The following is a 22509-nucleotide window of genomic DNA, read 5'->3' as shown; positions in this document are numbered from 1 at the left end:
CGGGTCTTTGCGCGGAGGGCCGGATGGCTGCTGGGGCGTAAGCCCGAGAGGAAAGTCCGGACTCCACAAGACAACGGTGCCGGGTAACGCCCGGGCGGGGCAACCCGACGGAAAGCGCCACAGAAATCAGACCGCCATGCGTGCATGGTAAGGGTGAAACGGTGGGGTAAGAGCCCACCGCGCCCCTGGCAACAGGGGTGGCACGGCAAGCCCCACCGGGAGCAATGCCAAATAGGGTCCCCACGCGGGCAGGTCGGCGTCCGCCGATACCGCCGCTAAGTGCGTCTTGGCCGAGAGGGACCGGGTTGGCAGCTTGAGCCATGCAGCAATGCACGGCCTAGAGGAATGGTCATCGAAGGGGGCAACCCTGGAACAAGATCCGGCTTACAGGCCCTCCGCGCGTTAATATTGCTAAGACGAATCGCGTTGTTCCGCAGGTGGGTCACGGCTGGAGTCATCCTTTGATACAGGTCTTGCTGTGGCTGCTGAGCTGGCATCCCTTGTGGCCGAAATGGCCGCGTTAAGGTCTGCGATAAGCTGGGTGCAGGGACGATCTTGTGTTTTGATGAAATCTGCGCCGATCTACCCGAATTCAGGTTGACTCGGCTGCATGACCGGGTAAAAGCGCACGCTCATAGGAATTCAACCGAAAGGCCCCTGCCTTTTCGGACGCAGGAGATAACCATGGCGAAGCCGACGACAATCAAGATCCGTCTGAACTCGACCGCGGGCACGGGCCACTTCTATGTGACCAAAAAGAACGCGCGCACCATGACCGAGAAAATGACCGTTCGTAAATACGATCCGGTCGTTCGGAAGCATGTCGAGTACAAGGAAGGCAAGATCAAGTAATCTGCCGTCCTGCTTGGACAGAATGACAAGGGTCCTGTTTCGACAGGGCCTTTTTCGTTTGCGCGACGATGTTTCATACCTGAATCTATCGGCTCAAGGCAGCCGGAGCGCGCTTGGAGGCCGTTGCAGCTAAGCATCAGCAGCCGAGGCATTCGTTTGCCCGCTGGGTTGCTTTTTGGAATGTATTGCAACTACGCTTGAGCTAATCGTTCCAAAATGTTGGCCGTCATGAAAAAAATCTTGTTATCCACAGCAACTATTCTGGCTCTCGCAGCCTGTGAAGACCCCTATAACCGCGAGGGTGTTGGCTTTACGGGCATTGATGGTGAGCCGCGGAGCATCAGCGAAGTGCCGGGTGCGGCGGCGTTTGTTCCAGAGTCCACCAATGTTCCGGCAGAGTTGGCAGAACTGCCCCCGGTCCGAGTTTCAACGGGCGAGACCGATCCGGGTAAAATTGCACGTGTTGCAATAGAAAATGGCGCGCGCAGCGATACCAGCGCAGTAGTCGTTTCCGGCTCAGATACAAACCTGTTCCTGAGCACTGTTGAAGTGAACGGAACGCTTTTCGGCGTCGTGCGTACTGAAAATAGCCGCACCAGGGTTCCGAATACGATTGGTGCAAACTTTGGTACTGGCGCTGAACAATTCACTGGCTGCTTGCCTGTCGGCGACGTTTATCGCAAAGGTTCAGAAAAGCGCAGTTCCGGATTTGCTGTTCAGTTGAACTGCAGCTAGATTCATATTACTGTGGAATTGAAGGGCCTCTTATCGTCAGGATGAGAGGCCTTTTTTGTTGCGGCATTTGAGCCTAAAGCCAGTGCGCTAACCAGAAAGAACAAAGGCGGACCAATCGGCCCGCCTTTGACATTTTCAAAATGGTTGGTGGTCCGGACTATTCACGGCTTCCAAACAACTGCAGCAGGAACATGAACATGTTGATAAAGTCCAGATACAGGCTCAGCGCGCCCATGATGGCTGCTTTGCCCAGCCATTCCTGATCGCCGGTATGTGCCATCTGCAAGTAGGTGGTTTTGATCTTCTGGGTGTCATAGGCGGTCAGACCGGCGAAGATCAGAACACCCAGAACCGAAATCGCGAACGTCATTGCAGACGAGGCCAGGAAGATGTTCACGACCGAGGCAACGATCAGCCCGATCACACCCATGATCAGGAAGGTGCCCATTGCGGACAGGTCTTTCTTGGTCGTGTAGCCGTACAGGGAAAGCCCCGCGAAAGCGATTGAGGTGATCAGGAAGACCTGAATGATCGACTCGCCGGTGAAGACCAGGAAAATCCAGCTGATCGAAACGCCCATGACTGCAGCAAACAGGTAGAACACTGTTTGTGCCGTTGCAGCCGACAGGCGGTTGATGCTGGCGCTGAAGCCAAAGACAAAGGCCAGCGGGGCAAACATGATGACCCAGCGCAACGGCGAGGCGAACAGCGAATACCCAAGCGACGTCAGATATTTGTCAGAGCTCAGCTGTGCCGCAGCCGCCGAAGGGTCGGTTGTGGTCGCTAGGCCAGCAATGGCCCAAGCCGCCATGAATGTAATCAGCATACCCACGGACATTGTGCCGTAGACTTTGTTCATATGGGCGCGCAGGCCCTCGTCAATCTGGGCAGCGCGCGTACCGGTCGCCGTCCGGATCGTGTCAAATTGTGCCATTAAAAGGTCTCCCTCCACATATTCTTTTTGCGTCCCGATGTCAGGCCGCGCTCCTCGCAAATATCGGCAAGTGCGGGCTGTGTTTCAAGGGTTTAACGCGGGAAACAGGCTAAAACACGCAACAAAAATGGCGGCTTCGAGGTGTCAGCCGCCATTCAGTGGTAAAAGTAGTGGATTAGGTTCATTTTTGCCAGAATTCCGGAGCATCCCATATGCGGCGTTTTGCTTCGGCTTCGGCCTCTTCACGGGTAATGCCGATATCGAGAAGGGCGCGGTCGTCCAATCTGGCGAGCTGACAGCGTTGGCGCCGTAGCGATAGCGCATCCAGAACAGAAGTGAGCTTAAAGCGCTGCCGTGGCTTGCAATATGTTGAAGCTGTGATTTGCGTCATAGCCTTGTCCTTTCGGTTTTGCTGATGTGTTGTGCCTATTGCATCAACTTCCTTGATTTATATGGAGGGCTGTGACACATTTTGAAAATGAATATTATTGAACACATCCATAAGGAATCGTGAAGATGCGAAATCTGGACATCACCACTCTCCGCTCCTTTGTGGCAGTTGCCGATCAGGGTGGCGTGACGCGGGCAGCCGGTTTCCTGCACCTGACACAATCTGCCGTATCGATGCAGCTAAAGCGGTTGGAAGAGCTTTTAGGTCTGGAGCTGCTGGACCGAAGTGGCAGAACCATCGCGCTGACAGCGTCGGGCGAACAGCTTTTGGCCTATGCCAGACGCATGATCTCGTTGAATGACGAGGTGATGTCCAAGCTGACGGATCAGGCCTATGAGGGCGAGGTCGTTCTTGGTGTGCCGCATGATATCGTCTATCCGGCGATCCCCCGGGTGCTGCAGCGGTTCAACGCGGATTTCCCACGCGTCCGTGTGCAGCTTATCTCCTCCTATTCGCTGCAACTGAAGGATATGTTTAAGCGCGGAGACTGCGATTTGATCCTAACGACCGAGGCGACAGTGGGGCAAGGGGCCGAGACGATTGCCGAGCTTCCTTTGCGCTGGATTGGTGCGCCGGGCGGGTCTGCCTGGCGAAAACGCCCCATTCCGCTAGCGCTTGGGCGTCGGTGTCTGTTCAGGCCGCAGGTCATTGCTGCGCTGGACGCGGCTGGAATTCCCTGGGAGCTTTCGGTGGAAACCGAAAATGACCGTACTATCGAGGCAACGGTCAGCGCCGATTTGGCGGTTCATGCCATGCTCGAAGGGACAGAGGCCGCACATCTTGCCCAGATCGATTCGGGTGGCGTCCTGCCAGAGCTTCCCGCGCATATGATAAATCTGTATGGCGGCGAAACTGGCCGCGGGGCCGTGGTTGAGGCGTTGGCGACGCTGGTGCGCCAGAACTTTCGTTTGCTTGGGGGGGTGCCGCTCAAAGCCGTTGTCGGTTGATCATCCCTCAGGGGGTTATGACGACTTTCCCGGTGGCCGTCCTGTCGCGCAGCATGGCCAGTCCGCGTTCGGCTTCGGACAGGGGCAGAACATGGCTGATATGCGGTTTGATGCGGCCCTCGCTATGCCAGCGAAACAGCGTTTCAAAGCTGTCCGTCACAATCTGAGGTCGAAACTTCAAGTAGCCTCCGATGTAGAGCCCGATGACTGTCAGGTTCTTGACCAGTAGGTGGTTGGCCGGAATTTGCGGCACCTCACCGCCCGCAAAGCCAATGGGCAAGATGCGACCTTCGGGGTTGGTTGCGCGAAAGGCGGCTTTAAACACATCGCCGCCGATCGCGTCATATACGACATCCGCGCCTCCTAATGCCTGGACACGGGCGCGGAGATCTTCGGATGCGTCGATCAGATGATCGGCCCCGGCCCTCTGTGCCACCTTGAGTTTCTCACTGCCGCGCGCCTGCGCAATAACCGTGGCGCCCATAAGCTTGCCGATCTCTACCGCCGTCAGGCCGACGCCACCTGCCGCACCGGTCACCAGCAGGGTTTCGCCGGGCCTGAGCCGCGCACGATGACCCAAAGCAATATGGCTGGTGCCATATGTGATCTGAATTGCGGCGGCGTCTTCAAAGCTCATAGAGTCAGGGATTGCGATTGCACGATCGGCGTCGAACACTCCGAATTCAGCAAGGCCGCCCTGGCCGGAATAGACAGCGACGCGGTCACCCGGGTTCAGGTGGCGTACATTGTTTCCAATTTCGCGAACAATCCCTGCGACTTCCATGCCCAAGGAAAAGGGCGCCACCGGGGTGTCCTGATACGTCCCCTTCTGCATAAGGAGATCCGCAAAATTCAAACCGCAGGCTTTGATTTGAATGCAGACCTGGCTGTCGCCGGGTTCTGGCGGGTCAATATTGCAAAGCTGGGCCTTGGCCCCGTTGGTCTGGATATGAAACGCCAGCATGATTTGGCTCCGTCTTTTCGGGCATAGGTCAGTGCTGTCGTGGTCTTGTCAATCTGTTACCCTGCTGAAGACCCCGTTAATCCGGTGTTGATCAGGTGATTGTTTCCAGATTGGAGTCAACGTGTGCGCGGTATTCACAACACAACTATAAACCATTGTTTGTGGAATCAGATTCAACCTTCTTGAAAAAAGCGCCAAAAAACGTAATAGTGCGCTATGGTGCTGATTTGGGGGGCATGTTCCAAATTAGGGAGTGGTTAAGTCGGGCTCGCTAATGTTGCGGTAACAAAGCATGTTGCGCACCCGTATCAGTTGTGTGTGTAAGGGAGGATAGTACCAATGACCCATCACGTCGATGTCCATGTGGGCAAACGCGTCAGGCATCGCCGCTGGCTGATTGGCATGACCCAACAGCAGTTGGCACAGCAAGTTGGTATCAAGTTTCAGCAAATCCAGAAATATGAAACCGGTGCCAATCGAATCAGCGCGTCTCGTCTTTGGGACATTGCCGAGGCATTGGATGTTCCCGTCAGTTTCTTCTTTGAAGGCCTGGAAGAGGTCGAGAAAGGAAGCTCGGATAAGAAATCGGTACCTGCAGACCTTATGGGCGACAAAGAGGCCCTGGATCTCGTCCGCTCTTACTATGCCATACCGGAAAACCAGCGTCGCCGCCTGTTCGAGCTTGCGCGCGTTCTGAGTGATGTTGCCTGATTTCACGGGTTGACTCTGATCCCGACGGAACGCACGGGTAGCGTATGGATAAGATGTCGCTGAGTGATCTTGAAGTAGCTGAAGAAATGGCCGACGCGGCGCGTGCGGCCATTCTTCCTTTTTTCAGGCAGTCTAATCTTGAGACTTCGAATAAGCTGGATCAGGGATTTGATCCGGTCACTGTCGCCGACCGCGCAGCTGAAAAAGCTATGCGCGCGGTTTTGGCCCGACATCGGCCCCAAGATGGAATCTTTGGCGAGGAATATGGGCAGCACGAGGGGCAAAGTGGCCGAACCTGGGTTCTGGATCCGATCGACGGCACCCGAGGGTTTATCAGCGGGACACCGACATGGGGGGTTCTGATTGCGCTTAGCACGCAGGACGGGCCAATCATGGGGATCATCGACCAGCCGTATATCGGGGAACGCTTCATCGGCTCGGCGGATATCGCGCGAAGCCATGGTCCTACGGGCGATATGTCCCTGAAGACCCGTTCAACACCTTCTCTGGACCAGGCAATTCTGTTCACGACCTTCCCCGAGGTCGGCGCGTCGGAAGATCGTGCCGGGTTTGAGGCTGTGTCACAGCACGTACGCCTGACCCGCTATGGGATGGATTGCTATGCTTATGCTCTGCTTGCAGCGGGTCAGGTGGATTTGGTGATCGAAGCAGGTCTGAACGCCTATGACATTCAGGCGCCAATCGCCGTGATTCATGCGGCTGGCGGTATCGTCACAGACTGGCAAGGCGGCCCCGCCCATAATGGCGGTCGGGCTCTGGCGGCGGCAAACCCGGATATTCACGCAGCTGCGCTGGAAATTCTGCGCAACTTCTGAAAACTGTTGCGGCGACCCGGCGAGCGGATTAGCCTTGAACCGGCTGGTTCTTGTGCCCGTTTTCCGCCAGCTTTTGCACTCCATGCATGAAACGGGCGATGCAAGGAGAGCAAGATGACTGATATCCTCATCAAAAATGCAGACACGATCCTGACCATGGATGACCAGCGCGGTGAGCTTTCTGGCGCGGATATTCTGATCCGAGATGGACAGATTGAACAGATTGGCCATGGGTTGCAGGCGAGCGCTGAGATCCATGATGCAAGCGGATGTGTGGTTACGCCCGGCCTCGTGAACACGCACCACCATCTGTACCAGACCCTGACCCGCGCCGTGCCTGGCGGGCAGGATGCGCTTTTGTTCGGATGGCTGAAAACGCTCTATCCGATCTGGTCGCGATTTGGCCCCGAAGAGATGTTCGTATCCGCCCAGATCGGTTTAGCCGAGCTGGCGTTGACGGGATGCACGCTCAGTTCCGACCACTTGTATCTATATCCGAACGGTGCGCGTCTGGATGACACTATTGCTGCGGCTGCCGAGGTTGGCCTGCGGTTCCACCCAACACGCGGTGCCATGAGTATTGGTGAAAGTGATGGTGGCTTGCCGCCGGATTCACTTGTCGAGGCCGAAGCAGCCATTCTCGAGGACATGATGCGTGTGGTCGACGCCTTTCATGACCCGTCAGAGGGTGCAATGTGTCGGGTCGGGCTGGCACCTTGCTCACCGTTCTCTGTCAGTCGTGACTTGATGCGTGACACGGCCATTCTGGCCCGTGACAAAGGCGTAATGCTGCACACACATCTGGCCGAAAATGACGAGGATATCGCCTATTCTCAGGAACAATTCGGGTGCCGTCCTGGTCAATATGCCGAGGATTTGGGATGGACCGGGTCAGACGTTTGGCACGCCCATTGCGTGAAACTGGACGGGGCAGAGATTGATCTATTTGCCCGGTCCCGGACTGGCGTGGCCCACTGTCCCTGTTCGAACTGCCGGTTGGGCTCGGGGATAGCACCGGTAAGGTCGATGCGAGATAGTGGCGTGCCTGTGGGTCTTGGCGTCGATGGGTCGGCCAGCAATGACAGTGGCAATCTGATCCTCGAGGCGCGGCAGGCCATGTTGTTGCAGCGTGTCGCCAGCGGTGCCGATGCCATGTCCTCTCGCGAGGCGCTTGAAATTGCCACGCGGGGTGGGGCGGATGTCTTGAACCGACCTGATTGCGGCCGTCTGGCTGTCGGAAAGCGTGCCGATATAGCCATTTGGGATACGCGCGGCATCGAAAGCGCGGGCAGTTGGGATCCGGCAGCCCTGTTGCTTGCCGGTCCGACGAGGGTAAAGCACCTGTTTGTCGAAGGCCGTCAGATCGTGCGGGACGGGCAGATCGCAACGCTGGATCTGCCCCGGGTGATTGAACGGCAGAACCGATTGGCCCTTGCCTTGCAATCCTAGGTCCTGACAGGTTTACCTGCGATCCATACCTCGGCGATCGCTCTGTCATCGCCCATCATGATGGTGGGAAAGATGGCCTCCCACAGGTCATCGGCGCAGGCCTCGCGCTGAGCTATGGCCGGGGTGGAGGCGAGATCGAGCACGATCAGGTCGGCCTCCATCCCCGGGGCGATATTGCCGATGCTGTCGTCCAGCCTCAGCGTTCGGGCCGACCCTACGGTGCCCAGCCACAGCAGTTGCGCGGCGTGCAGCGGGGTTCCGCGCAGCTGTCCGATCTCATAGGCCGATGCCATCGTGCGCAGCATCGAGAAACTTGAACCGCCACCAGTATCCGTTGCCAGACCAACCCGGTGTCCGTCGCGCATCAACCCTGCCATGTCGAACAGGCCTGACCCGATAAAGGTGTTTGAGGTCGGACAATGGATCAACGCAGCGTCGACCTCACGCAGTCGGTCGCGTTCACGTGCCTCAAGGTGGATGACGTGGCCATACAGGCCGTTGGGACCAAGCAGGCCGAACTTTTCATAGGTGTCCAGATAATCGCGGGCGTCGGGGAACAGGTCGCGTACCCAGGCAATTTCATCAGTCTGTTCGCTGAGATGGGTTTGCATCAGGCAATGGGGATGCTCTGCCCATAATGCGCCCATGGCCTCTAACTGTTCGGGTGTGGAGGTGGGTGAGAAACGCGGCGTAATCGCATAGGACAGGCGGTCGACCCCGTGCCATTTCTCAAGCAAAATCTGGGATTGGTCATAGGCAGTTTGCACGGTATCTCTCAGGCCATCGGGTGCGTTGCGATCCATGCAGGTTTTGCCCGCAACCACACGTTGACCGCGTTGTTTGGCCGCAATGAAAAAGGCATCAACACTCTCGGGATGGATGGTGCAATAGCTGCACATCGTGGTGGTGCCATGTGCCGCTGTCAGGTCCAGATACCTGTTGGCAATCTCAGCGGCATAGGCTGCATCGCCGAATTTCATCTCTTCAGGAAAGGTATAGGTGTTCAGCCAGTCGATCAGGCGTTTGCCCCAACTGGCGATCATGGCGGTCTGCGGATAATGCACATGCGCATCAACAAATCCTGCAAGGATCACGTGCTGACCATGATCCACGACTTTTGCCTCGGGGTGGGCATTGTGCAGACTGTCGGCATCCGATACGCTGGAAATCCGACCGTTTTCGATCAGAACCGCTTCGCTGATTTTGACAGCCTCGGTCGGTTCGCCCTCGAACGGGGTGCCAGTGAAACTCAGGACACGCCCTTTCAGCAGCGTTTTTTGCGCCATACTCATTCATCTCCGCCTGTCTGGGACTGCGAAACAGCATAGGGGCAGGAAAGTTGTCGGTAAATCGGCGCATTGTCATTGTTTTCCGGTAGCTGCTTCTTCTATTTAGGGGCCAATGGGCGAACAGAGCGGGGGCAGATATGACAACAGGTATTAACGAACCCGTAAGTGAACCGACTTCTGATGATGACGCCTATGCGCTGGATCGTCGAACGGTAGCATCCATTCTGTATGCAGTTGATGTCGATGACCGCGACAAGCTGGTCGAATTGATGGACCCGCTGCACGCTGCCGACATCGCCGACCTTCTGGAACAGATCAACCCCTATGACCGCGCCCGGTTGATCCGTCTGTATGACAAAGAGTTCGACGGCGATATTCTGTCTGAACTGGACGAAGGTGTCAGGGAAGAAGTTATTGAAGTCCTGCGTCCCGATGTTCTGGCGGATGCCGTACGCGACATGGAAAGCGACGATGTCGTCGATCTGCTGGAAGACCTTGAAGAGCCGCAGCAAGAAGCCATCCTGGGTGCGCTGGAGGATTCCGAACGGATCGCGGCCGAACAGGCGTTATCCTACCCGGAAAACTCGGCCGGACGGCTTATGCAACGCGAAGTCGTCATGGCGCCCGAGCATTGGACAGTTGGGCAGGCCATTGACTTTATGCGTGCCAATGACGGACTGCCAGAACAATTCTACCATTTGGTTCTTGTTGATCCGCGGCTGAAGCCAACAGCACAGGTAACACTGGGCAAACTCATGGCCACCCGGCGCGAGGTGCCTCTGCACGAAATTGCCGAAGAAGAGTTCTATACCATTCCCGTCGATCAGGATGAAGAGGACGTGGCCTATGCGTTCAATCAGTACCACCTGATCTCGGCCCCAGTGGTGGATGGTGACGGACGGCTTGTTGGTGTGATCACCATTGATGACGCGATGGTGGTGCTGGATGAGGAATACGAAGAGGATATGTTGCGCCTAGCCGGTGTCAGCAACGAAAGCTCGCTGTCCGACAGTGTGGCCGCGACCAGCAGGCGACGCCTGCCGTGGTTGGCGGTCAACCTGTGTACTTCGATCTGCGCCTCGCTGGTGATTTCCCAGTTCGAAGCGGCGATTGATCAGTTGGTGGCGTTGGCCATTCTGATGCCGATTGTGGCCTCGATGGGGGGCAATGCGGGGACACAATCGCTGACCGTCGCAGTGCGAGCCCTGGCAACGCGCGACCTGACAGGTGCGAACGTGATGCGGGTGATCCGACGGGAACTGCTGGTGGGCATGTTGAACGGGCTGTGTTTTGCCACCGTTCTGGGCGTGGTGGGAATGTATTGGTTCGGCTCGCCGTTGCTGGGTGTCGTGATTGGCTCCGCTCTGGTCGTGAACATGGTGATCGCAGGCTTTGCAGGTACGGTAGTACCGGTCGTGCTAGACCGGATGGGTATTGACCCGGCGCTGGCGTCAGGAACCTTTGTGACGACAACGACGGATGTCATGGGATTCTTTATCTTTCTTGGGCTTGCCAGCGTGGTGCTATTGTGACCGATCTGACCGAAATCAAAGCTGCCGCGCGCAAGGCGGCCTTTGCCCGGCGCAAATCTGCGTTTGATGCAAATCCGCCCGGTGCCGCCGGGCGACTGTCTGAAATTCTGGCCGGGCACCGCGGAGTACCCCTGTCGGGTTATATGCCCATCCGGACCGAGAGTGACCCGCTGCCCGCCATGGCCGAGGCGTCCGCTTATGGCCCGGTGGGCGTACCGGTTATTCAGGCTGCCGGGCAGCCGCTGAAATTCTCTCGTTGGACGCCCGAAGGCAGGCTGAAGGATGGCCCGTTTGGCGCCAAAGTGCCCGAGGTCGATGACTATTTCGATCCCGAAATTCTGATCGTTCCGCTGGTGGCATTCGATGCAAATGGAGGGCGTCTGGGTTATGGGGGCGGGTTCTATGACCGGACATTGGAAGGGCTGCGCGCGAAACGCCCGACTCTGGCCATCGGTTTTGCCTTCGATGCGCAAGAAGCAGACGGGCTGCCGCTGGAATCGACGGATCAGCCGCTTGATATGGTAGTAACTGAAAGCCGAGTGTTGACCTTTTAACGAAGGTATCAGCCCTGGTTTTTAGCGCGAAAATATTCCCAGGCATTTTTTTCGGTGCCATCAGGCAATATGCACACGCCGGTCTGGCCATTCTCTCCGTCCCGAATTTCATACCGCCCACCGCTGTCGATGCAATAGATGGCCGAGGGGTTTGGCAGCTGTGGGTTTGAGTTGACCGCTTGCTCTTCCGAGCAGGCAGCAAGCGTGGCACAGACACCAAAGATCAGACCGATCCGAAACATAAAGAATCTCCTAAATAAAGAGTTTTGCCGTTCATTGGGTCAGCTTAACGGCTTGTACTTGCGAATTGCCACACTTAGACGGTTTCTATGAGGATACTTTTTCTGGGTGACGTTATGGGCCGCGCTGGACGCGCGGCTGTTCAGCAACATCTGCCACGTCTGCGCGACGAATGGCGGCTGGATTTCGTGGTGATCAATGGTGAGAACGCCTCGAACGGAATGGGTTTGACTGGGGATCATGCCAAGCTGCTGTTAGATGCAGGGGCGGATTGCCTGACGCTGGGCGACCACGCTTTCGACCAGAAGGACATGTTGCAATTCATCGAGAGCGAACCGCGCATTGTGCGCCCTGTTAACTTTGCCAAGGGTGCTCCGGGACGCGGGCATCGTCTCTATACCGCCCTTGGCGGACGCAAGGTTTTGGTCGTACAGGTGCTGGGGCAGGTCTTTATGAAGCGGCCCTTCGATGATCCGTTTTCGGCGATCGAGCCAATTCTGAAGTCGCACCCGCGCGGCGGTCAGGCCCAGGCGATCATCGTTGACATGCATTGCGAAGCCACATCCGAGAAGATGGCGATGGGGCATTATTGCGACAAGCGCGCCAGCCTCGTGGTGGGAACACATACGCATGTGCCGACCGCAGATGCTCAGATCCTTCCGGGGGGAACAGCCTATCTGACCGATGCCGGGATGTGCGGGGATTACGATTCTGTCATTGGTATGGAAAAGCTGGAACCGATGCGCCGGTTCATCACCGGCATGCCCAAGGCGCGGTTTACGCCTGCAAATGGCGAAGCAACGCTAAGCGGTGTGTTCGTGGAAACCGATGATCGCAATGGTCAGGCAAAATCCGTGCAAATGGTGCGCGTTGGGGGTCGCTTGCAACAAGCCGGGCCGCAATAGCGCGACGTTGGGCTTGCCCTGCTGCCCGCAATACGGGAAACTGCCCGACGGGCGCGCAAGCTGGGCCAGGGTTCGGACTGAATACCACGAATGCAATTTCTTCAACTGACAGAAACGGGCAGCGCGATCGTGGCGCTATTGGTTGTCGCAGGCATGTTTGTCATGTTCCTGCGCGAGGCTTACCCGACCGAGGTTGTCGCCATCGCGGGCGTTGCCCTGATGCTGGTGACCGGTATCCTGCCCTATCAAAGCGCGTTGGCAGTTCTGTCCAATCCTGCGCCATGGACGATTGCGGCGATGTTCATCGTCATGGGGGCTCTGGTCAGAACCGGGGCATTGGATTCCTTTACCGCAACTGCGCAGAAACAGGCGCAGGTTAACCCGCGTATCGCGATTGCCATGCTGATGGGGTTTGTGGTCTTGGCCTCGGCGGTGGTGTCAAACACACCCGTGGTCGTCGTGATGATCCCGGTTTTTGTACAGATTGCCCGCACGTTGAACGTGCCGGCCTCGAAACTGCTGATCCCGCTCAGCTATGCTGCCATCATGGGGGGGACGCTGACACTGATCGGCACCTCGACCAACCTGCTTGTGGATGGTGTCGCGCGATCTCAGGGTCTGGCTGCATTCACGATTTTCGAAGTCACGCCCTTGGGCATCGCAGTGGTGATCTACGGCATGATCTATCTGCGCTTTGTTGCGCCGCGCCTGCTGCCTGAACGCGATAGCATGGCCTCGCTTCTCAGTGATCGCTCTAAGATGAAGTTCTTCACCGAGGCCGTCATTCCGCCCGACAGCAACCTGATCGGGCGCGAGGTGACAGGGGTGCAACTGTTCAAGCGTCCCGGCGTACGCCTGATTGACGTGGTCCGCGGGGACGAGTCTTTGCGGCGCAACCTCAAAGGGGTGACGCTTGAGGTTGGGGACCGCGTGGTTCTGCGAACCGAGATGACCGAGTTGCTGAGCCTGCAAAGCAACAAAGAACTCAAGCGCGTCGATCAGGTCTCCGCGGTCGAGACCAAAACGGTCGAAGTGCTGATCACACCGGGGTGCCGTATGGTTGGGCGAACGCTGGGCGTGATGCGCCTGCGCCGCCGCTATGGTGTCTACGTACTGGCGGTACATCGGCGGAACCAGAATATCGGTCGTCAACTAGACGACCTCGTGGTGCGAGTCGGGGATACTCTGCTGTTGGAGGGATCACCCGCCGATATCCAGAAGCTTGCCGCTGATATGGATATGGTCGACGTGACACAGCCCTCGGCGCGGGCGTTCCGCCGCAATCACGCTCCGGTGGCGATTGGCGCATTGATCGGGATCGTTGTATTGGCCGCTTTAGGTGTGGCGCCAATTCTGCTGCTCTCCATTCTTGCGGTCGCTCTGGTTCTGGTCACTCGCTGCATAGACGCGGATGAGGCGTTTTCCTTTATCGAAGGGCGGCTTCTGGCGCTGATATTCTCGATGCTGGCCATTGGGGCCGCGCTTGATAAGTCCGGGGCGGTTTCCCTGATCGTCGATGCAATCGCACCTGGGCTAAGTGCGCTGCCGCCGTTCCTGATCGTTTGGGCCATCTATGTTTTGACCTCGGTGCTTACCGAACTCGTCTCCAACAACGCCGTTGCGGTAGTGGTCACGCCGATCGCAATTGGGTTGGCACAGGCCGTCGGCGTAGACCCAAGGCCGCTGGTAGTTGCGGTGATGTTGGCGGCATCTGCATCCTTTGCGACACCAATCGGATATCAGACCAACATGATGGTCTATGGTCCGGGGGGATATCGGTTTGTCGATTTCATGAAGGTTGGCATCCCCTTGAACCTGACGGTTGGGCTGCTTGCTTCGTTGCTTATTCCGATCATCTGGCCGTTGTGACACCGGCGCGAACCCGCCGGTTTTGCGCTGACGGTCTTGTAAAGGCTGATCCAGACACAATCTTTTCCTCTAGAACTTGGACGAAAGGACGGGATTATGCCTTTTCCAAAATTTGGTCAGTTGATCGTAATGGGTGCGATTATGGTGGCGCTGATTGGCAGCGATGTATCGGCTGGTTCGGTGACCGGTACCGCCTCCTATCGCGAACGGATTGCCGTACCTGAAGACGCGACGCTTTATATCGAGCTGCAGGATATATCGCTTGCGGATGCTCCAGCGGTAACGCTGGCTGCGCAGCGCTACGTGCTGAGCGGGGTGCCTGCCGAGTTTGAACTGACCTATGATGATGCTCTGATCCGTGACGGGATGACCTATGCGGTGCGGGGGGCAATATATCGTGGGTCACAACTGCTGTTTACGACCGACACGGTGTATCCGGTCCTGACCAATGGTGCGCCGGATACAGCCGACCTTTTGTTGGTCAAGACTGGCGGCCCCACGTCGGCGGGGCTGGAAAACACAAGCTGGACGGCGATTGGTGTGGATGGGGCCGTGCTGAACAGCGAACGCGCCCCGCAGCTTGAGTTTGCGCAAGGCGGTGCCTTTAGCGGCTCAGGCGGTTGCAACCGGTTCACCGGGCAGGCCGAGATATCGGGCACTTCGCTGACGTTTCCAGACAATATTGCGGCCACTTTGATGGCCTGCCCGCCCGAGATGGAGCAGGTCGAGGATCAGTTCTTTGCCGCCCTGCAAAACGTGGTGTCCTATGCGGTGGCGGGCGATAGCCTTGCGCTGCTGGACAGCGCAGGCGACCCGGTTCTGAAATTCATACGCACGCAGTAATCAGGCCACAGCGCGCGACCGTCCTGCGTTGCGCCCGGAAAAGATGCAGCCGCCCAGAAATGTGCCTTCCAGCGCGTTGTATCCGTGATAGCCGCCGCCGCCGAAACCGGCGACCTCTCCTGCGGCGAACAGCCCGGGAACGACCTGACCGTTTGCACCGATCATCTGACTGTCGAGGTTGGTCTGCAAACCGCCCAGCGTTTTGCGCGTCAGCATGTGAAGTTTGACCGCGATTAGCGGCCCATTGGCAGGATCAAGGAACTTGTGTGGTTTGGCGGTGCGGATCAACCTGTCACCCCGATAGTTGCGGGCCGCCAGAATAGCCGCCATCTGCGCGTCCTTGGTAAACGGGTTGTCGACCTGTGAGTCCCGCGCTTCGATCTGGGCGCGCAAATGCGCCTCATTGATCAGATCGCCACCCAGTTGGTTCATGCCGCTGACCAGTTCGGTCAGAGTGTTGGCAACGATGAAATCTTCCCCGTGTTGTTTGAAGGCCTCGACCGGCGCGGTGGCTTGAGATCCTGACAAAATGCGCTGACGGATAACCTCTTTCCAGCTGCCCGAGGTGAAATCCGGGTTCTGTTCCGACCCGGAGAGCGCAAATTCCTTTTTGATGACTTTCTGCGTCAGTACAAACCAGCTGTATTCATAACCGGTCTTCAGGATCTCTTTCAGCGTGCCCAACGTGTCGAACCCCGGCAAACAAGGGGGCAACAGACGATTGCCGCGCGCGTCAAACCACATAGAGCTTGGGCCGGGCAGGATACGAATTCCGTGCGATGGCCAGATCGGGTTCCAGTTTTTGACGCCCTCGGTGTAATGCCACATCCGGTCGCCGTTGATCACATGTCCACCGGCCTTTTCGCTGATGGGGATCATGCGGCCGTCAACGTGGAACGGCACGCCCGCGATCATGTCTTTGGGTGGTTCGCCCAGGCGGTCGCGCGGCCAGTTCTTGCGCACCATTTCGAAATTGCCACCAATACCGCCCGAACTGACGATGACCGAAGGAGCATAGACCTCGAATTCCCCAACCTCTTCTCGGTTGGTCTTGGCGCCATGCGCGGCTGCGTCCTCAGCCAAGACCTCTCCCGAGACGCCTTTGGCACAGCCGTTTTGCATAATGATATGGCTGACTTGGTGGCGGAACTTCAGCTCGATCAGGCCTGTGCTGACATGTTCGCGCACGCGACGGATGAAATGTTCCAGAACACCAGGGCCGGTGCCCCATGTGATGTGGAACCGAGGTACCGAATTGCCATGCCCATCGGCATAAGAACCTCCACGTTCGGCCCATCCAACCACAGGAAACCATCGCAGCCCCATATCGTGCAGCCAGGGCCGCATTTCACCGGCGGCGAATTCGACATAGGCCTCGGCCCATTTGCGGGGCCAAGCGTCTTCTTCGCGGTCAAATTGCGCGCTGCCCTGCCAGTCACGCAAGGCCAGTTCTTGGCTGTCCCTGATGCCCATCCTGCGCTGTTCCGGCGTGTCGACCATGAACAATCCACCGAGGCTCCAGAACGCCTGACCGCCGAGGAAATGACCGGGTTCCTGATCCAGTATGATCACCTTTTTTCCGCGGTCGCCTAGCTCGGCCGCGGCCGCAAGCCCGGCCAGCCCAGCCCCAACGACAATGGCATCTGCGGTGTTATTGGTCATGTTTTTTCCTCTCAGCTGCGGCGCAGCCAGGCGATAAATGGCAGGGCGACGACATACATCAAGATACCATAGACGGCCGATGGCAGAGCAAGAGGGCTTAGCCCGTTTTCCGTGCTGGTAATCAGCGCTGCCAATGTGATGCCAAGAGTCGAGTTTTGGATGCCAGTTTCGATCGAGATCGTCTTGCTCTCGTTCCATGACAGGTTCACGGCGCGGGCCAGTCCCAGCCCGATCAGCAGCAGCGCAATGTTCAGGGTGATCAACGCCGACCCCATCAGCCCCAAATTTTCGACGAACATTTCCCAGTTCCCGGCCAGCGCGGCGAGAACGATCAGGACGAAAAGAATCGAAGCCAGTTTGGACAATGGGGCATCGACACGTTCTGCGAATCCTTTTGCGAAATGCCGTATACTGACGCCGATGGCGACGGGCAGGGTGGTGATCAGGAACATCGCTATGGCCAGCCCGGCGATCGAAACCTCGGGTGCGTCCTCGCCCATGAAGTGATTGATCGACCATGCGGCCAATACGGGTACCGTCACCATCGACAACAAGCTGATGATGGCTGTCAGGCTGACGGAAAGAGCGACATCACCCTTGGCCAGTTTAGTCAGGATATTGCTGGTAACACCGCCGGGGCAAAAGCTGAGGAGCATAACACCGACTGCTATTTCCGGTGGCAGTGCAAAGAGTTTGACCGTCGTAAATGCCGCAATGGGAAGCAAGATCACCTGGCAGAACGCCCCTATCGCAAAAGGGTATCGTCTGCTGACAACCCGGCGGAAATCGGCGATCTCAAGCCCGACACCCAAGGACAGCATGATTATGGCCAACGATAGTGGCAGGCCGACATTAATAAGCAGATCCAACTACAACTCCTCCCAAAGCCGTTCGGACCAGCGTAAGCGAGGGTCAAAGCCGCAGGCAACCGCGCCGTAGGGTCAGCCGTAGCGTTGGGCGAACCTGCGCAGGATTTCACCGGGCAGAGTGACATTGGCGGCGTGGCAAATGTCGATCAGACGCTGCGCATCTTCGGGCGGGAAATAGCCGTGGTGTTTGTAAATAGTGATGCGCTCTTCAAAGTCGCGGGCATCAGCCTCGGGGTGGAACTGTGTGGCATAGACATTCTGGCCCCAGCGGATCATCTGGAACGGGCAAGGGTCCGAGGCAAGCAGATGCACGCACCCATCTGGCAGGGATTGCACAGCCTCTTTATGGCCCACAAAAGCATCAAAACTCTGACCTAGCCCCGAGATCAGTGGATCGGTGGCACCGTCCTCTGTCACGTGGCAGGTTGAGGGGCCGACGGGCTCTCCGAACTGGTCCTTGCTGACATCGCCACCCAAATGCGCGGTAAGAATACCCAACCCATAGCAGCACCCCATGAACGGATGATCGCGCCCGGTGATCTGTGACATCAGACCCATGATGGCGGCTTCGGTGCGGGCATCCGTCGGCGATTTTGTCGCCGGATCATCGCTGACACAGCCGGGGCCACCGCCGACGATCACCCCGGCATAGTCGGTCACGTCCAGACCGTCGGGCAGGTCTTCGCAGTCCAGCCGGATGCGGTGGGTCTGTTCGGGGCTCAAGCCGGTTTTGTCCAGAATCGAGGCATATTCGGCATCGGACGCATCGGTTTCCGGGCGTAACTGCAGGATCAGAAATTGTTTCATGAAACGGCTCTTACCCGTCACAGCGGCCAGAACACAAGGATGGCGGGTATCGAAACCGCAATGATCAGGATTTCCAGCGGCAGGCCCATGCGCCAGTAGTCTCCGAACCGATAGCCACCCGGTCCCAGAACCAGCGTGTTGTTTTTATGCCCGATAGGCGTCAGGAACGCAGCCGAGGCTGCAACGGCGACCGTCATCAGAAACGGGTCGGGGGAAACCTCAAGCGTGCGGGCCATCTGAATGCCGACCGGGGCCGCCACAATCGCCGTGGCGGTGTTGTTCAACACGTCCGACAGGGTCATGGTGACCACCATCAGAACGGTCAGAATAGCCCATGCAGGCAGGCCGTCAGTTAACTGGATCAGCGCATTGGCGATCAGTTCGGTGCCGCCCGAGGTTTCCAGCGCGCTGCCCAGCGGGATCATCGAGCCCAGCAAGACGACCACCGGCCATTCGATGTGAGTATAGAGATCCGCGATTGGCATGATCTTGGTCAGCACATAGGCAACCACAACCAGCCCCAATGCGACCGGCAGGTAGATCAGCCCAACACTGGCTGCCAGTACCGCGGTGGCAAACAGGCCAATCGCAAGCCAGGCCTTTTCATTGGCGGTGACGTTCAGACCGCGTTGGGCCAGCGGTAGGCATCCCAGCCATTCGGTCACATCGGCGCTGCGATCACGCGGGCACAGCAACAACAAGATGTCACCTGCTTCGACCTCGGTTTTGCGGACCTGTTCGGTGATGCTGCGGCCTTGGCGCGAGATCCCCATCAGAACAGTGCTTTGCCGCCATGCCAATCCCAACCCCTGCGCCGTACGCCCGGTGATGCGGGCGTTTTCGGTCACGACAACCTCGACGACTTCCAGCCCGTCGCCTTCAGCGGTCAGAAGCTCCTGTCGACGTGTGTCCGAAAAATCCAGCTTCAGCGCCGCGCGGAATTCATCCAGCGCCTCAGGGCGGGCCTCAAGCACCAGCGCGTCACCCTGATTCAGTGTTGCATGGGCTGACCGGCCATAGCGGCGCTTGCCGTCGCGGATCAGGCCGATGATGGCGACGTCGGATTTTTCGGCATCTTCATAAAGCTCGCTGACCCGTTTGCCGATCAACGGCGATTCCGGTGGGACGGTCAGTTCTGCGATATATTCGGCCAGCGCCTCAGAGGTTTCGGTTTGCGGTCCCCGGTTCGGAATCAATCGCCAGCCCACCAACGAGACAAAAGCAAGCCCGGCAATCGCAGCAATGCCACCCACAGGGGCGAAATCGAACATACGAAAGGGCTCGCCCAGAGTTTCTGCGCGGATTGAGGCGATGATGATGTTCGGTGGCGTGCCAATCAGGGTCGCCATCCCACCCAGTATTGTTGCAAAGCTGAGCGGCATTAGGGTCAGGCCGACGGCTCGTCCGGCTTTTCGTGCGGTCTGAATGTCGACCGGCATCAACAGGGCCAAGGCAGCGACGTTGTTCATGAAGGCGGACAGAACAGCCCCGATACCGCCCATCAAGGCGATATGGGCCCCAAGGCCGCGTGACGCGTCAACCAAGGATCGCGTGATCAGGAATACCGCACCGGACCGGACCAGTCCGGCCGAAACGACCAGAACCAGCGCGACGATGATGGTTGCCGAGTGACCAAAACCGGCAAAAGCGTCATGGACGGGTACTACCCCCAACACCACTCCGATCAGAAGCGCGGAAAACGCAACAAGATCATAGCGAAACCGCCCCCAAAGCAGCATTCCGAATACAGTGGCAAAGAGAGCGAAAAGTATGATCTGATCTGTCGTCATACCGCCAACATACTCGTAGAAGAAGCCGTCGCAAGCCGGTCTCTTGATCCCATGGCCCGCAAACGTCTATATGGGCGCCAAATACGCAATCACTATCACGAGGACGCACCATGGCAGGCCACTCCAAATGGGCCAATATCCAGCACCGCAAGGGACGTCAGGACGCCGCGCGGTCCAAACTGTTTTCCAAGCTGTCAAAAGAGATCACTGTTGCCGCTAAGATGGGCGACCCCGATCCCGACAAGAACCCGCGTCTGCGTCTGGCGGTGAAAGAGGCCAAGTCAAACTCGGTCCCCAAAGACGTGATCGACCGGGCGATCAAGAAATCGCAGGCGGGCGATGGCGACGAATACGAAGAAATCCGGTATGAAGGCTATGGCCCCAACGGCGTGGCCGTCATCGTCGAGACGATGACCGACAACCGGAACCGGACCGCATCGACCGTGCGCTCGACCTTTTCCAAGAATGGCGGCAATCTTGGCGAGACCGGTTCCGTCGGATTTATGTTCGAACGCAAGGGTGAAGTGGTCTATCCGGATACGGTTGGTGATGCCGACACCGTGTTCGAAGCGGCCATCGAGGCAGGCGCGGAAGATGTTGAAAGCTCGGACGAAGGTCATATCATCTGGTGCGCCGACACCGATCTGAACGACGTCTCGAACGCGCTCGAGGCCGCGCTGGGTGAAACGGAATCCACCAAACTGGTTTGGAAGCCAAGCACCACGACCGAGCTGGGGCTTGAGGATATGCAAAAGCTGATGAAGCTGGTCGATGCGCTGGAAGATGATGATGACGTTCAGCGTGTCACAACCAATTTCGAAGCCTCGGATGAGGTGATGGCGCAGCTTTGATCTGCCCCGCATCTTGAGATTTGGAAACCCGGCCGTCAGGCCGGGTTTCTTGTTGGTTGGAGGATAGGGCTATTGGCCGATCAGGTTCGAACCCATAGGCTGGGTCGAATAGCTGAAGCAGCGAGTCAAAGAGCAGATGACCGAACCTCAATTTGATTTGGCCAAACGCAATGTGCCTGTTTTGACCGGGCAGAGTATTCTGTCGCAGGTCGCCTGGACCCTTGGCAGCCCGTCCATTGTCTTGCCGTTTCTTGCCGTTTCGCTGGAACTTCCGATGTTCATCGCCGGCGCGCTGGTTTCAATCCGCATGGTCGGCAGCATGATCGCCGACGTGTTTCTGGCCCAGGTCATTGCGCTGCGCGAACAGAAGAAACGCAGCATCGCGATGACCGAAGTATTGATCGGGGCCTGCCTTGTCATGGCTCTGGCGGCGGCCGCGACGGGCAGTCTCGTGTTCACGGCCACAGCCTTTATCACCGCATTTTTTTTGATCGGTCTTGTGGGTGAGATCCAGACATTGCTGCTTACTGACCTGCTGGGCGCGCACGTTCAGTCCAGGTCACGGATGATCATGCGATATCTGCAGTTAGGCGCCGGCGGATTGGGCGCAATCGGTCTTGTTCTGTTGGTCCATCAAATCACGCTGGGCAACCCTCCGTTTGCGCGCCATTCGGTTGTGATCGGAGTTGCAGTGGTGTTTTTTCTGTTGTCTGGCCTATCAATCCTGGCGATGTCCGAAGTTCCGCATCAGAAAATTTCCACAGCGCCTGAGGACGAAAGCAAAAGACATTGGTCCGAATATTTCACCGATATTCTGGCGATGTTCAACCAGACCTGGTTCCGGCGCTATATGGTCATGCGCCTTCCGATTGTGGTTGTCAGTCTATCGGTTCCGTTCTTTGCCCTGATGGCGGCCGAGGCACATCACAGTTCGGCCAAAGGTCTTACCGCAATGATCATTTCGTCGGCCTCTGGATATCTGGTCTCTGCGCCTTTGTGGCAGTTTGTTAACCTGAAATCCCACCGGGCGGTCATGGTATCCGGAACTCTGATGGTGGCCTTGACCGGAGCAGGGCTGCTGGCGGTCCATTACCTCCATATCGATCATAAGGTGCACACCCATGCGATTGCCCTGTTTGTGGTGACCGTGGCGGTCACGGGTATCAGCAGTGCTCGAAAGCTGTATTTTCTGGATGTCGCCCCGTTTGATCAGCGGGTCAAAGGCGCGGCTGCGGTGAAAAGCATCTCGCGGATTGTTGCGGTCATCGTGTCGGCGGCGCTGGCTGGTCTGGCACATATGCACGAGGTCTCGGCGGCGGTTTTGATCGTTGTCTTGGTGAGCCTGATCGCAGCTTTTGCCTGTTACCGGGTGGTCACGCCAATTCCTAAAGCGCCCGAGCCATCCTGATCGGCCAATCC

General features: G+C 57.6%; 22 protein-coding genes and 1 other RNA gene. 14 read left to right on the top strand and 9 right to left on the bottom strand.

Annotation, left to right across the window (positions count from 1 at the left end; all coding sequences use genetic code 11):
• Positions 1–11: 11 nt before the first annotated feature.
• The 3 genes from rnpB (at position 12) to AC2FJ5_RS10175 (ending at position 1587) form a co-directional block, all read left to right on the top strand.
• Positions 12–403, top strand: an RNA gene (gene rnpB / locus AC2FJ5_RS10185) — RNase P RNA component class A.
• 281 nt (positions 404–684) lie between these two features.
• Positions 685–852 carry a 50S ribosomal protein L33 gene (gene rpmG / locus AC2FJ5_RS10180; RefSeq protein WP_007799108.1) on the top strand — a complete coding sequence of 56 codons (168 nt, stop codon included), beginning with the start codon at positions 685–687 and terminating at the stop codon, positions 850–852.
• Positions 853–1080: 228 nt separating this feature from the next.
• Complete coding sequence (locus AC2FJ5_RS10175; protein ID WP_496793274.1) at positions 1081–1587, top strand: hypothetical protein; 507 nt, start codon at positions 1081–1083, stop codon at positions 1585–1587.
• A 157-nt stretch (positions 1588–1744) separates the two neighbouring features.
• Here the strand turns inward: AC2FJ5_RS10175 and AC2FJ5_RS10170 are convergent, their stop codons facing one another.
• Positions 1745–2521 (bottom strand): Bax inhibitor-1/YccA family protein, encoded by a 777-nt coding sequence (locus tag AC2FJ5_RS10170; RefSeq protein ID WP_496793273.1) that lies wholly within the window; start codon positions 2519–2521, stop codon positions 1745–1747.
• 181 nt (positions 2522–2702) lie between these two features.
• Positions 2703–2912, bottom strand: coding sequence for a DUF1127 domain-containing protein (locus AC2FJ5_RS10165; RefSeq protein ID WP_142636743.1), 210 nt, complete (start codon positions 2910–2912; stop codon positions 2703–2705).
• A gap of 125 nt (positions 2913–3037) precedes the next feature.
• On the opposite strand from AC2FJ5_RS10165, the gene AC2FJ5_RS10160 reads away from it, so the two are divergent.
• Positions 3038–3919, top strand: coding sequence for a LysR family transcriptional regulator (locus AC2FJ5_RS10160; protein ID WP_142636745.1), 882 nt, complete (start codon positions 3038–3040; stop codon positions 3917–3919).
• Between the two features lie 7 nt (positions 3920–3926).
• Here the strand turns inward: AC2FJ5_RS10160 and AC2FJ5_RS10155 are convergent, their stop codons facing one another.
• The gene (locus AC2FJ5_RS10155) at positions 3927–4883 is read right to left on the bottom strand and encodes an NADPH:quinone oxidoreductase family protein (protein ID WP_496690951.1); all 957 of its coding nucleotides are present in this window, start codon (positions 4881–4883) and stop codon (positions 3927–3929) included.
• A gap of 339 nt (positions 4884–5222) precedes the next feature.
• Between AC2FJ5_RS10155 and AC2FJ5_RS10150 the strand changes: the two genes are divergently transcribed.
• From AC2FJ5_RS10150 to AC2FJ5_RS10140, 3 genes are all read left to right on the top strand, one after another.
• Positions 5223–5594, top strand: coding sequence for a helix-turn-helix domain-containing protein (locus tag AC2FJ5_RS10150; protein ID WP_142636749.1), 372 nt, complete (start codon positions 5223–5225; stop codon positions 5592–5594).
• A 44-nt stretch (positions 5595–5638) separates the two neighbouring features.
• Positions 5639–6430, top strand: a complete 792-nt coding sequence (gene hisN / locus AC2FJ5_RS10145) for a histidinol-phosphatase (protein WP_496750247.1) — start codon at positions 5639–5641, stop codon at positions 6428–6430.
• A 114-nt stretch (positions 6431–6544) separates the two neighbouring features.
• On the top strand, positions 6545–7879 hold the full coding sequence (locus AC2FJ5_RS10140; RefSeq protein ID WP_496793271.1) for an 8-oxoguanine deaminase: 1335 nt from the start codon (positions 6545–6547) through the stop codon (positions 7877–7879).
• Here the strand turns inward: AC2FJ5_RS10140 and guaD are convergent.
• Positions 7876–9165 carry a guanine deaminase gene (gene guaD, locus AC2FJ5_RS10135; RefSeq protein WP_496793359.1) on the bottom strand — a complete coding sequence of 430 codons (1290 nt, stop codon included), beginning with the start codon at positions 9163–9165 and terminating at the stop codon, positions 7876–7878. The two genes, AC2FJ5_RS10140 and guaD, sit on opposite strands and share 4 nt — an antisense overlap.
• A gap of 140 nt (positions 9166–9305) precedes the next feature.
• On the opposite strand from guaD, the gene mgtE reads away from it, so the two are divergent.
• The gene (mgtE, locus tag AC2FJ5_RS10130) at positions 9306–10700 is read left to right on the top strand and encodes a magnesium transporter (RefSeq protein WP_142636755.1); all 1395 of its coding nucleotides are present in this window, start codon (positions 9306–9308) and stop codon (positions 10698–10700) included.
• Positions 10697–11254: a 5-formyltetrahydrofolate cyclo-ligase gene (locus tag AC2FJ5_RS10125; protein ID WP_142636757.1), complete on the top strand. Its 558-nt coding sequence runs from the start codon at positions 10697–10699 to the stop codon at positions 11252–11254. Before mgtE ends, AC2FJ5_RS10125 begins: the two co-directional genes overlap by 4 nt.
• Positions 11255–11262: 8 nt before the next feature.
• Here AC2FJ5_RS10125 and AC2FJ5_RS10120 read toward each other — a convergent pair whose 3' ends face one another.
• Complete coding sequence (locus AC2FJ5_RS10120) at positions 11263–11496, bottom strand: putative hemolysin (RefSeq protein WP_496793270.1); 234 nt, start codon at positions 11494–11496, stop codon at positions 11263–11265.
• Positions 11497–11583: 87 nt separating this feature from the next.
• On the opposite strand from AC2FJ5_RS10120, the gene AC2FJ5_RS10115 reads away from it, so the two are divergent.
• The 3 genes from AC2FJ5_RS10115 to AC2FJ5_RS10105 all read left to right on the top strand — a co-directional run bounded on the left by AC2FJ5_RS10115 (position 11584) and on the right by AC2FJ5_RS10105 (position 15111).
• The gene (locus AC2FJ5_RS10115) at positions 11584–12399 is read left to right on the top strand and encodes a TIGR00282 family metallophosphoesterase (RefSeq protein ID WP_496793268.1); all 816 of its coding nucleotides are present in this window, start codon (positions 11584–11586) and stop codon (positions 12397–12399) included.
• Positions 12400–12489: 90 nt separating this feature from the next.
• Positions 12490–14268 (top strand): SLC13 family permease, encoded by a 1779-nt coding sequence (locus tag AC2FJ5_RS10110; protein ID WP_496689672.1) that lies wholly within the window; start codon positions 12490–12492, stop codon positions 14266–14268.
• A 96-nt stretch (positions 14269–14364) separates the two neighbouring features.
• Positions 14365–15111: a YbaY family lipoprotein gene (locus tag AC2FJ5_RS10105; protein ID WP_496701602.1), complete on the top strand. Its 747-nt coding sequence runs from the start codon at positions 14365–14367 to the stop codon at positions 15109–15111.
• On the opposite strand, the gene AC2FJ5_RS10100 is transcribed toward AC2FJ5_RS10105, so the two are convergent.
• The 4 genes from AC2FJ5_RS10100 to AC2FJ5_RS10085 all read right to left on the bottom strand — a co-directional run bounded on the left by AC2FJ5_RS10100 (position 15112) and on the right by AC2FJ5_RS10085 (position 20239).
• A complete protein-coding gene (locus tag AC2FJ5_RS10100) occupies positions 15112–16773 on the bottom strand; it encodes an FAD-binding dehydrogenase (protein ID WP_496793267.1) in 1662 nt (553 codons plus the stop codon).
• An 11-nt stretch (positions 16774–16784) separates the two neighbouring features.
• Positions 16785–17642 (bottom strand): bile acid:sodium symporter family protein, encoded by an 858-nt coding sequence (locus tag AC2FJ5_RS10095; RefSeq protein WP_496708746.1) that lies wholly within the window; start codon positions 17640–17642, stop codon positions 16785–16787.
• Between the two features lie 72 nt (positions 17643–17714).
• Complete coding sequence (locus AC2FJ5_RS10090) at positions 17715–18449, bottom strand: glutamine amidotransferase (protein WP_496712799.1); 735 nt, start codon at positions 18447–18449, stop codon at positions 17715–17717.
• A 17-nt stretch (positions 18450–18466) separates the two neighbouring features.
• Positions 18467–20239, bottom strand: a complete 1773-nt coding sequence (locus tag AC2FJ5_RS10085) for an SLC13 family permease (protein WP_496793265.1) — start codon at positions 20237–20239, stop codon at positions 18467–18469.
• Between the two features lie 110 nt (positions 20240–20349).
• Here AC2FJ5_RS10085 and AC2FJ5_RS10080 point away from each other — a divergent pair, with 110 nt between their 5' ends.
• Positions 20350–21090, top strand: coding sequence for a YebC/PmpR family DNA-binding transcriptional regulator (locus AC2FJ5_RS10080; RefSeq protein WP_142636775.1), 741 nt, complete (start codon positions 20350–20352; stop codon positions 21088–21090).
• A gap of 136 nt (positions 21091–21226) precedes the next feature.
• Positions 21227–22498 carry a permease gene (locus AC2FJ5_RS10075; protein ID WP_496793264.1) on the top strand — a complete coding sequence of 424 codons (1272 nt, stop codon included), beginning with the start codon at positions 21227–21229 and terminating at the stop codon, positions 22496–22498.
• The last annotated feature ends 11 nt before the right edge of the window (positions 22499–22509 follow it).

The organism is Ruegeria sp. CDSA221 (assembly GCF_059611825.1).
Note: the sequence above shows the minus strand (reverse complement) of the source record. Positions and strands in the feature narration are given on the sequence as shown.

What these genes read in the sequence shown, in the direction of transcription:
- AC2FJ5_RS10165 (WP_142636743.1), bottom strand. Translation starts at nt 2,912, where the DNA reads ATGACGCAAATCACAGCTTCAACATATTGCAAGCCACGGCAGCGCTTT.
- hisN (WP_496750247.1), top strand. Translation starts at nt 5,639, where the DNA reads ATGGATAAGATGTCGCTGAGTGATCTTGAAGTAGCTGAAGAAATGGCC.
- AC2FJ5_RS10150 (WP_142636749.1), top strand. Translation starts at nt 5,223, where the DNA reads ATGACCCATCACGTCGATGTCCATGTGGGCAAACGCGTCAGGCATCGC.
- guaD (WP_496793359.1), bottom strand. Translation starts at nt 9,165, where the DNA reads ATGGCGCAAAAAACGCTGCTGAAAGGGCGTGTCCTGAGTTTCACTGGC.
- AC2FJ5_RS10175 (WP_496793274.1), top strand. Translation starts at nt 1,081, where the DNA reads ATGAAAAAAATCTTGTTATCCACAGCAACTATTCTGGCTCTCGCAGCC.
- AC2FJ5_RS10105 (WP_496701602.1), top strand. Translation starts at nt 14,365, where the DNA reads ATGCCTTTTCCAAAATTTGGTCAGTTGATCGTAATGGGTGCGATTATG.
- AC2FJ5_RS10090 (WP_496712799.1), bottom strand. Translation starts at nt 18,449, where the DNA reads ATGAAACAATTTCTGATCCTGCAGTTACGCCCGGAAACCGATGCGTCC.
- mgtE (WP_142636755.1), top strand. Translation starts at nt 9,306, where the DNA reads ATGACAACAGGTATTAACGAACCCGTAAGTGAACCGACTTCTGATGAT.
- rpmG (WP_007799108.1), top strand. Translation starts at nt 685, where the DNA reads ATGGCGAAGCCGACGACAATCAAGATCCGTCTGAACTCGACCGCGGGC.
- AC2FJ5_RS10115 (WP_496793268.1), top strand. Translation starts at nt 11,584, where the DNA reads ATGAGGATACTTTTTCTGGGTGACGTTATGGGCCGCGCTGGACGCGCG.
- AC2FJ5_RS10110 (WP_496689672.1), top strand. Translation starts at nt 12,490, where the DNA reads ATGCAATTTCTTCAACTGACAGAAACGGGCAGCGCGATCGTGGCGCTA.
- AC2FJ5_RS10170 (WP_496793273.1), bottom strand. Translation starts at nt 2,521, where the DNA reads ATGGCACAATTTGACACGATCCGGACGGCGACCGGTACGCGCGCTGCC.
- AC2FJ5_RS10160 (WP_142636745.1), top strand. Translation starts at nt 3,038, where the DNA reads ATGCGAAATCTGGACATCACCACTCTCCGCTCCTTTGTGGCAGTTGCC.
- AC2FJ5_RS10085 (WP_496793265.1), bottom strand. Translation starts at nt 20,239, where the DNA reads ATGACGACAGATCAGATCATACTTTTCGCTCTCTTTGCCACTGTATTC.
- AC2FJ5_RS10120 (WP_496793270.1), bottom strand. Translation starts at nt 11,496, where the DNA reads ATGTTTCGGATCGGTCTGATCTTTGGTGTCTGTGCCACGCTTGCTGCC.
- AC2FJ5_RS10155 (WP_496690951.1), bottom strand. Translation starts at nt 4,883, where the DNA reads ATGCTGGCGTTTCATATCCAGACCAACGGGGCCAAGGCCCAGCTTTGC.
- AC2FJ5_RS10080 (WP_142636775.1), top strand. Translation starts at nt 20,350, where the DNA reads ATGGCAGGCCACTCCAAATGGGCCAATATCCAGCACCGCAAGGGACGT.
- AC2FJ5_RS10140 (WP_496793271.1), top strand. Translation starts at nt 6,545, where the DNA reads ATGACTGATATCCTCATCAAAAATGCAGACACGATCCTGACCATGGAT.
- AC2FJ5_RS10100 (WP_496793267.1), bottom strand. Translation starts at nt 16,773, where the DNA reads ATGACCAATAACACCGCAGATGCCATTGTCGTTGGGGCTGGGCTGGCC.
- AC2FJ5_RS10075 (WP_496793264.1), top strand. Translation starts at nt 21,227, where the DNA reads ATGACCGAACCTCAATTTGATTTGGCCAAACGCAATGTGCCTGTTTTG.